General features: G+C 70.3%; 4 protein-coding genes. 1 reads left to right on the top strand and 3 read right to left on the bottom strand.

The window, feature by feature from the left end:
• Positions 1-109 precede the first annotated feature (109 nt).
• The 3 genes from SLW56_RS19630 to SLW56_RS19620 are packed head-to-tail and all read right to left on the bottom strand — an operon-like array spanning position 110 to position 5,836.
• Positions 110-1,558 (bottom strand): efflux transporter outer membrane subunit, encoded by a 1,449-nt coding sequence (locus SLW56_RS19630; protein WP_267085559.1) that lies wholly within the window; start codon positions 1,556-1,558, stop codon positions 110-112.
• Entirely contained in the window at positions 1,555-4,683 is a 3,129-nt protein-coding gene (locus SLW56_RS19625; protein WP_017912444.1) for an efflux RND transporter permease subunit, read from the bottom strand. The genes SLW56_RS19630 and SLW56_RS19625 overlap by 4 nt, the downstream gene beginning before the upstream one ends.
• Positions 4,684-4,693: 10 nt before the next feature.
• Entirely contained in the window at positions 4,694-5,836 is a 1,143-nt protein-coding gene (locus tag SLW56_RS19620; protein WP_017916319.1) for an efflux RND transporter periplasmic adaptor subunit, read from the bottom strand.
• Positions 5,837-6,184: 348 nt separating this feature from the next.
• Here SLW56_RS19620 and SLW56_RS19615 point away from each other — a divergent pair, with 348 nt between their 5' ends.
• Positions 6,185-8,614: a membrane-bound PQQ-dependent dehydrogenase, glucose/quinate/shikimate family gene (locus SLW56_RS19615; RefSeq protein ID WP_267093362.1), complete on the top strand. Its 2,430-nt coding sequence runs from the start codon at positions 6,185-6,187 to the stop codon at positions 8,612-8,614.
• Positions 8,615-8,823 lie beyond the last annotated feature (209 nt).

Below are 8,823 nucleotides of genomic sequence, written 5' to 3'. Positions count from 1 at the left end.
AAGAGCGTCGTGCGTGGCGACGCTTCTGCACGCTCGTGCCAGCCTCAGGCTGGCCTCAAACTCGCCTCAGGCCAGCCCAGGCCCGGCCTCGCGCTGCCTCGGTTCCGGCTCAGGGCGAGGCAGCGACCTGGGCCTGGGCCTGGGCGTCGGCGCCGCCGCCGAGCACCTGGTACAGGGTGACGCGGTTGCTGGCGTCCTGCAGGCGCAGTGCGATCAGCGCCTGCTGCGCGGCGAACAGCGAGCGCTGCGCATCCAGCACCGGCAAGTGGCCGTCCAGGCCAGCGCGGTAGCGCGCGTCGGCCAGGGTGTAGCTGCGCTGGCTGGCGTCGACCAGGGCCTGCTGCGCGGTCAGCTGCGCCTGCAGATGGTCGCGCGTGGCCAGGGCGTCGGCCACTTCGGCGAAGGCCGACTGGATCGCCTTCTCGTACTGCGCCACGGCGATGTCCTTGCCGAGCTTGGAGGCGTCCAGCGAGGCCTTCAGCGCACCGGCGTGGAAGATCGGCGCGGTGATGCTGGGCACGAACGACCAGGTGCGGCTGCCGGCGGAGAACAGCGTGGACAGCGCATCGCTGCTGCGCCCGGTCGAGGCGGTCAGGCTCAGCGACGGGAAGAACGCCGCGCGTGCGGCGCCGATGTCGGCGTTGGCCGCCTGCAAGGTGTGCTCGGCGGCGAGCACGTCCGGGCGCTGCAGCAATACCGCCGAGGACAGGTGCGCCGGCAGCGGCGCCAGCGCCACGCTGCCCTGCATCGCCTGCGCGGTCGGCAGCAGCGCCGCCTCCACCGGCGCGCCGACCAGCAGTTGCAGCGCATCGCGCGCCTGCGCCAGCTGGGTGGCGGCGCTGGCGACGGCGACGCGCGCCGACTCCACGCTGGTCTGCTGCTGCGCCAGGTCCAGCCCGGACGCGCTGCCGATGCTGTGGCGGCGCTCGGTCAGTTGCAGAGTCTGCGCCTGGCTGTCCAGGGTCTGCTGCGCCAGCGCCAGTTGCGCCTGGTCCGCGCCCACGGTCAGCCACGCCGCGGCGACCTGGGCGACCAGGGTCAGGCGCACGTTGCGCTGGTTTTCCGCACTGGACAGCCAGTTCTGCAGGGCTTCCTGCTTGAGACTGCGCAGTTGCCCGAACAGATCCAGCTGCCAGCTGCTGAGCCCGACCTGCAGGGTGTCGCTGGTGCTGACCTGGGAGACGCCGTCGTCGTTGCTGGCGGCGCTGCTGCGGCCGCGGCTCATGCTGGCGTTGGCGTCGAACGAGGGCAACTGCGCGGCGCGCTGGAGGCGATACTGCGCGCGCGCCTTGTCGATGGACAGCACCGCCACGCGCAGGTCGCGGTTGTTCTGCAAGGCCAGCGCGATGGTCTGGCGCAGCCGCGGATCCAGGAACACCTGCTGCCAGTCCGGCATCGCCAGCGTGTCGGTGGCGGCGCCGGCGGCGGGCGCCACGTCGACCGCGGCCAGGTCGGCCGGCACGGGTGCCGCCGGGCGTACGTAGGTGGGCGCCAGTGTGCAGCCGGACAGGGCCAACAGCGTGGCCACCGCCACGCTCATGCGGGTCAACGCGCTCATGCCTGCGTCTCCGGGTGGGCGACCGCCGGTCCGGGGAACATCCGGCGCACGATCACGTAGAACAGCGGCACGAAGAACAGGCCCAGGGTGATCGAGGCCAGGGTGCCGCCGGTGACGCCGGTGCCCAGCGAGTGGCGCGCGGCCGAGCCGGCGCCCTTGCTGAACACCAGCGGCAGCACGCCGAGCAGGAACGCCAGCGAGGTCATCAGGATCGGCCGCAGGCGCATCTGCACCGCGTGCAGGGTGGCGGCGAGCAGGCTTTCGCCGCGGTGTTCGAGGTCGCGCGCGAACTCGACGATGAGGATGCCGTTCTTCGCCGCCAGTCCCACCGTGGTCAGCAGGCCGACCTGGAAGTACACGTCGTTCTCCAGGCCGCGCAGGGTCATCAGCAGCACCGCGCCGAACACGCCCACCGGCACCGCCAGCATCACCGCGAACGGAATCGACCAGCTCTCGTACAGCGCCACCAGGCACAGGAACACGAACAGCAGCGAGATCGCGTACAGCGCCGGCGCCTGGTTGGCCGACAGCTTTTCCTGGTAGGCCATGTCCGACCACGCGTAGCCGAAGCCGTGCGGCAACTGCTTGCTGAGTTCGGCCATCGCGTCCATCGCCGCGCCGGAGCTGACCCCGGGCACCGCCTGGCCGGTCAGCTCCATCGCCGACACGCCGTTGTAGCGTTCCAGCGCGGCCGGGGCGCTGGTCCAGTGCGAGCGGGTGAACGCCGACATCGGCACCATGTCGCCGCCGCCGTTGCGCACCGTCCAGCGGTCCAGGTCCTGCGGCGCCATGCGTGCGTCGGCGTCGCCCTGCACGTAGACCTTCTTGATGCGGCCCTTGTAGATGAAGTTGTTGACGAAGTCGCCGCCGAGCGCGCTGTTGAGCGTGGCGTTGATGTCGCCCGGATCCACGCCCAGCGCCTGCGCCTTGGCGTCGTCGATCTTGACCGCGTACACCGGCGCGTCTTCCAGGCTGGCGTAGCGCACGTTCATCAGCTTGGGATCGTGCTGGGCCAGCCGCAGCAGCTTGTCGCGCGCGGCGACCAGGGCGGCATGGCCGGCGCCTTCGTAGTCCATCAGTTCGAAGGTGAAGCCGGAGGCGTCGCCCAGGCCGGTGATCGCCGGCGGCGAGGTTACGAACAGTTCCGCGTCGGGCACGTCGGCCAGCGCCTTGTTCAGATGGTCGGCGATGGTCGCCGCATCGTCGTCGCGGTCGTCCCAGTCCTTCAGCCGCACGAAGGCCATGCCGACGTTCTGGCCGGCGCCGGTGACGCTGAAGCCGGCCGAGGACAGCACCGAGCGCACGCCCGGATCCTTCAGCGCGGCCTTGGTCAGCCGGTCGGTCACCGCCAGGGTCTGCTCCAGGGTGGAGCCGGCCGGCAATTTGACCAGCACGTTGAGCATGCCTTCGTCCTCGTCGGGCAGGAACGCACCGGGCAGGCGCCACAGCAGCAGGCCGGTGACCGCGATCAGCAGCGCATAGGCGAGCAGGCCCAGCGCGCGCTTGCCCAGCACCCGCTCGACCAGCGTGCGGTAGCGCTCGGACAGGTGCCGGAAGCGGGTGTTGAACCAGATGAAGAACCAGCCCAGGCGCCCGTGCGAGCCGATCGGCGCCTCGCCCTGGTGCAGCGGCTTGAGGATGGTCACGCACAGCGCCGGAGTCAGGGTCATCGCCACCAGCACCGACAGGATCATCGAGGCGGCGATGGTGATCGAGAACTGCCGGTAGATCACGCCGGTGACGCCGTTGAAGAACGCCATCGGCACGAACACCGCGGTCAGCACCAGCACGATGCCGACCAGGGCGCCGCCGATCTGCTGCATCGAGCGCAGCGTCGCTTCCTTCGGCGGCAGGCCTTCCTGGCCCATCACCCGCTCCACGTTCTCCACCACCACGATGGCGTCGTCGACCAGCAGGCCGATCGCCAGCACCATCGCGAACATGGTCAGGGTGTTGATCGAGTAGCCGAACGCGGCGAGCACGCCGAAGGTGCCCATCAGCACCACCGGCACGGCGATGGTCGGGATCAGCGTGGCGCGCCAGTTCTGCAGGAACAGGTACATCACCGCCACGACCAGCAGCACTGCCTCGATCAGGGTGATGACCACTTCCTTGATCGAGGTGGTGACGAACGGCGTGGTGCTGAAGGCGATGTGATAGTTGAAGCCGTGCGGCCAGTACTGCTTGAGTTCCTGCAGGCGCTGGTCGATGGCCTTGGAGGTCTCCACCGCGTTGGCGTCGGAATTGAGCTCGATGCCCAGCGAGGCCGAGGGCTTGCCGTTGAAGCGGGTGATGCTGTCGTAGGTCTCCGGGCCCAGGCCGATCCTGGCCACGTCCGACAGGTGCACGGCGGCGCCGCTGGCATCGCTCTTGAGCACGATCGCGCCGAACTGCGCCGGGGTCTGCAGGCGGCTGCGGGTGGTCACGGTGGCGTCCAGGCGCTGCCCGCGCAGCGCCGGCTGGCCGCCGATCTCGCCGGCGGACACGTCGGTGTTCTGCGACTGCAGCGCGTTCTCCACGTCCGAGGGCATCAGCGCGTACTTGCGCAGCTTCTCCGGGTCCAGCCAGATGCGCATGGCGTATTCCGAGCCCATCGGCTGGATGTTGCCGACGCCGCTGACGCGGCTGATCTGGTCGTCGATGTTCGATTCCATGTAGTTGGCGACATCGAAGTTGTCCATGCTGCCGTCGTCGGAGGTGAACGCCACCACCTCGAACAGCGAGCCGCTGGACTTGGTGATGACCAGGCCGTTCTGCTGCACCGCCTGCGGCAACACCGACATCACCGACTGCAACTGGTTCTGCACCTGCACCTGCGCGGTGTCGGCGTTGGTGCCGGTCTCGAACACCAGGTTGACCTGCGCGGTGCCGTCGGAGGCGCTGGTGGAGGTCATGTACAGCAGATGATCCAGGCTCTGCTGCGACTGCTCGATCAGCTGGGTGACGGTGTTTTCCACCGTCTGCGCCGAGGCGCCGGTGTAGGTGGCGCGCACGGTGATGGTGGGCGGCGCCATGTGCGGATAGCGTTCGACCGGCAGCCCATGGATGGCCAGCATGCCGATCAGGACGATGACGATGGCCATGACCCAGGCCACCACCGGGTGGTTGACGAAGAAGCGCGACATGCGGGAGTCCTCAGTCGGCCTGGGCGTCGTCGCCCGGCAGCGCCGGCGCGGCATCGAGCTGGGCGGCGGTGACCGGATACGGCTGCGCCGGCTTGCCGAGTTCGGCACGGCTGCCGTTGACCACGATCAGGCGCTCGCCCGGCTTGAGCCCGGACTCCACCAGCCAGTCGTGGCCGATGGCCTCGCCGGTGCGGATGTGCCGCTCCACCACCTTGTCGTGCGCATCCAGCAGCTTCACCACCGGCTCGCCCTTGCTGTCGCGCGTCACTGCCTGCTGCGGCACCAGCACCGCGCCCTGGTCGGTGGCCATCGGCAGCACCGCGCGCAGGTACATGCCCGGCAGCAGCAGGTGTTCGGGATTGGGCACCACCGCGCGCAGGGTGACGTTGCCGGTGCCGGCGTTGACCTGGGTGCCGACGAATTCGAGGGTGCCGGCATGCGGATAGGTGCTGCCGTCCTCCAGCCGCACCTGCACCTGCGCCTTGCCGTCGATGGCGTGGATCTGCCCGGCGTCGAGCTGGCGGCGCAGCGCCAGCATCTGCGTGCTGGACTGGGTGACGTCCAGGTAGATCGGATCCAGGCGCTGGATGGTGGTCAGCGCCGCGTCCTGCGCGGCAGTGAGCAATGCGCCGACGGTGTAGGCGGAGGTGCCGATGGTGCCGGAGATCGGCGCGGTGATGCGGGTGTAGTCGAGGTTGATGCGCGCCGCCTGCAACGCCGCCTTGGCCGCGACCACCGCCGCCTCGTCCTGGCGCAGCGCGGACACCGCGTCGTCGGCGTCCTGCTTGCTGGCCGCGTCCATGTCGGTGAGGCTGCGGGTGCGCTCGGCCTTGGGCCGCGCACTGGCCAGCGCCGCCTCGGCCTGCACCAGGTTGCCGCGGGCGATGTCGTAGGCGGCCTGGTACGGCGCCGGATCGATCACGTACAGCGCCTGCCCGGCCTTGACCTCCTGGCCCTCCTGGAACAGGCGCTGGCGCAGCAGCCCGCCGACCTGCGGGCGCACGTCGGCGGTCTCGTAGGCCACGGTGCGGCCGGCCAGGGTGCGCTCGACCGGCAAGGTGCGCGCGCCCAGGGTCAGCACCCCCACCCGCGGCGGCGGCGCGGCCGCCGGCTTGTCGCCGGAGCAGCCTCCGGCCACGGCAACGGCCAGCAATACGGCACAGCGAACGGGACGACGAGGCGCCTGGAAACGGTCGGACATGGGGAGTGCGGCTGGGAAGAAACGCGCAACGCTACTCCACGGATGTGTCGCATCGCACCATGTCTGTAACAGTGCGTTGTACGGGCTTCACCAAGGTCGGAGAAACGTCGGAAACCGGCACACAGCGTCGCACCGGCGGACGGCGCCATTCGTTCTATTACCGAACACAAATGCGATAATCGCCCATCTTGCCGACGTCGTTTCCCGCCGCGGCATGCCATCGTGCGCACGCCCGCCTTCGCCGCCCTCGTGGCCGGCCGCGGGCGCCACGCGCCTACCCTGCTGCAGAGGATCGAAAACGTGCAAACCCAATCGGATGTGTCGGCCGGCGGCCGGATATTGCTGTGGAGCATCGGCCTGCTGCTGGCGCTGATCGGACTGGCGCTGCTGGTCGGCGGCATCCGCCTGGCCACCCTCGGCGGCAGCCTCTATTTCCTGGCGATGGGCGCGGCCTGCGTGGCCTCGGCGCTGCTGGTGCTGCGGCGGCGCCCGGCCGGCGCCTGGCTGTACGCGCTGGCGTTCGTGCTGAGCGTGGCCTGGGCGTACTGGGATGCGGGCCTGGCGTTCTGGCCGCTGGTGTCGCGGCTGATGATGCCGGCGGTGCTGGCGCTGCTGGTCGCCTTGGTCTACCCGACCCTGCGCCGCGCCCGCGGCCTGCCCGGCGGACGCGGCGCCTATGCGCTGGCGGCGGTGCTGGCGCTGGCCTGCGCCGGCGGCCTGGCCGGCATGTTCGTGCCGCATCCGCCGGTGGTCGCCAGCGGCCCCGGCCCGACACCGGTGCCGGTGACCCCGGCGCAGGCGCAGCGCGACTGGAGCCACTACGGCAACACCGCCGGCGGCAGCCGCTTCGCCGCACTGGACCAGATCGGCCGCGGCAACGTCGACCAATTGCAGGTGGCCTGGACCTACCGCACCGGCGACATCGCCCTCAGCGACGGCAACGGCGCCGAAGACCAGACCACCCCGCTGCAGATCGGCGAGACGCTGTACGTGTGCACCCCGCACAACAACGTCATCGCGCTGGACGCCAGCAGCGGCCGGCAGCTGTGGAAGCACGAGATCAACGCGCAGTCCTCGGTCTGGCAGCGCTGCCGCGGCCTGGCCTACTTCGATGCCGATGCGCCGCTGGTCCAGCCCAGCGCCGCCAACGCCTCGCCGGTGGCGGCAGCGGTGCTGCCGGCCGGCGCCAACTGCCGGCGCCGCGTGCTGACCAACACCATCGACGCGCGGCTGATCGCGCTGGACGCGGACACCGGCGCGTTGTGCAGCGGCTTCGGCCAGAACGGCCAGGTCGACCTGAAGGCCGGCCTCGGCGCCGCACCCGATCCGTTCTACCAGTTGACCTCGGCGCCGACCGTGGCCGGGACCACGGTGGTGGTGGGCGGCCGCGTCGCCGACAACGTGCAGGCCGACATGCCCGGCGGCGTGATCCGCGGCTTCGACGTGATCACCGGCGCACAGCGCTGGGCCTTCGACCCGGGCAACCCGCAGGACACGCAGCCGCCGGCGCCGGGCAAGACCTACGTGCGCAGCACGCCGAACGTGTGGGCGCCGATGTCCTACGACGCCGCCTCCAACACGGTGTTCCTGCCGATGGGCAGCCCGTCCACCGACCTGTACGGTGCCGAGCGCAGCGCGCTGGACCACCGCTTCGGCGCCTCGATCACCGCGCTGGACGCCAGCACCGGCCAGGTCAAGTGGGTCTACCAGACCGTGCACAACGATCTGTGGGACTTCGACTTGCCGATGCAGCCGAGCCTGATCGACTTCCCGATGGCCGACGGCCGCAAGGTGCCGGCGCTGATCATCGGCACCAAGGCCGGCCAGCTGTACGTGCTCGACCGCGCCACCGGCAAACCGCTGACCGAGGTCCGCGAGGTGCCGGTGAAGGCCGCCGACATCCCCCACGAACCCTATGCGCTGACCCAACCGCTGTCGGTGGGCATGCCGCAGATCGGCACCAAGCACCTGAGCGAAGCGGACATGTGGGGCGCCACCCTGCTGGACCAGATGCTGTGCCGCATCGCCTTCAAGAAGATGCGCTACGAGGGCCTGTACACCGCGCCCGGCACCGACGTGTCGCTGAGCTTCCCCGGCTCGCTGGGCGGCATGAACTGGGGCGGGCTGTCGGTCGACCCGGTGCACGACGTGGTGTTCGCCAACGACATGCGCCTGGGCCTGTGGGTGCAGATGATTCCGCAGAAGGCCGAGAAGGCCGCCGCCTCCAGCGGCGGCGAGGCGGTCAACACTGGCATGGGCGCGGTGCCGCTGAAGGGCACGCCATACGCGGTCAACAAGAACCGCTTCCTGTCGGCGCTGGGCATCCCCTGCCAGGCGCCGCCGTTCGGCACGCTCAGCGCGATCGACCTGAAGACCCGCAGCATCGCCTGGCAGGTGCCGGTGGGCACCGTGCAGGACACCGGCCCGCTCGGCTTCAAGATGCACCTGCCGATCCCGGTCGGCATGCCGACCCTGGGCGGCACCCTGGCCACGCAGAGCGGCCTGGTGTTCATCGCCGGCACCCAGGACTACTACCTGCGTGCGTTCGACAGCGGCACCGGCAAGGAACTGTGGAAGGCACGGCTGCCGGTGGGCAGCCAGGGCGGGCCGATGACCTACGTGTCGACCAAGACCGGCAAGCAGTACATCGTGATCACCGCCGGCGGCGCGCGGCAATCGCCGGACCGCGGCGACTACGTGATTGCCTACGCCTTGCCGAACGCCAAGTAGGAAAACGGCACGCCATTGCCACCTGCGTGCGGTGGCAATGGATGGACCCGCGTTCGTGAGACCTCGCAGCGCCTCGACCGAGGCGCCGCAGGTTGGCCGACACATGGGGTACGGCGCCGGATACGGCGCCGATCGGGTGACGCAGGCCAGGCCGCGCCGCAAAGCGCGTTGTCCTCGAAGCCTAGACAGCCCCGCGCCCGCGCCGCCCC

This window comes from Xanthomonas sp. LF07-6, from assembly GCF_034105445.1.
GTDB classification, from domain to species: domain Bacteria; phylum Pseudomonadota; class Gammaproteobacteria; order Xanthomonadales; family Xanthomonadaceae; genus Xanthomonas_A; species Xanthomonas_A sontii.
The sequence above is the reverse complement of the archived record's forward strand: the minus strand, read 5'-3'. Positions and strand labels throughout refer to the sequence as shown.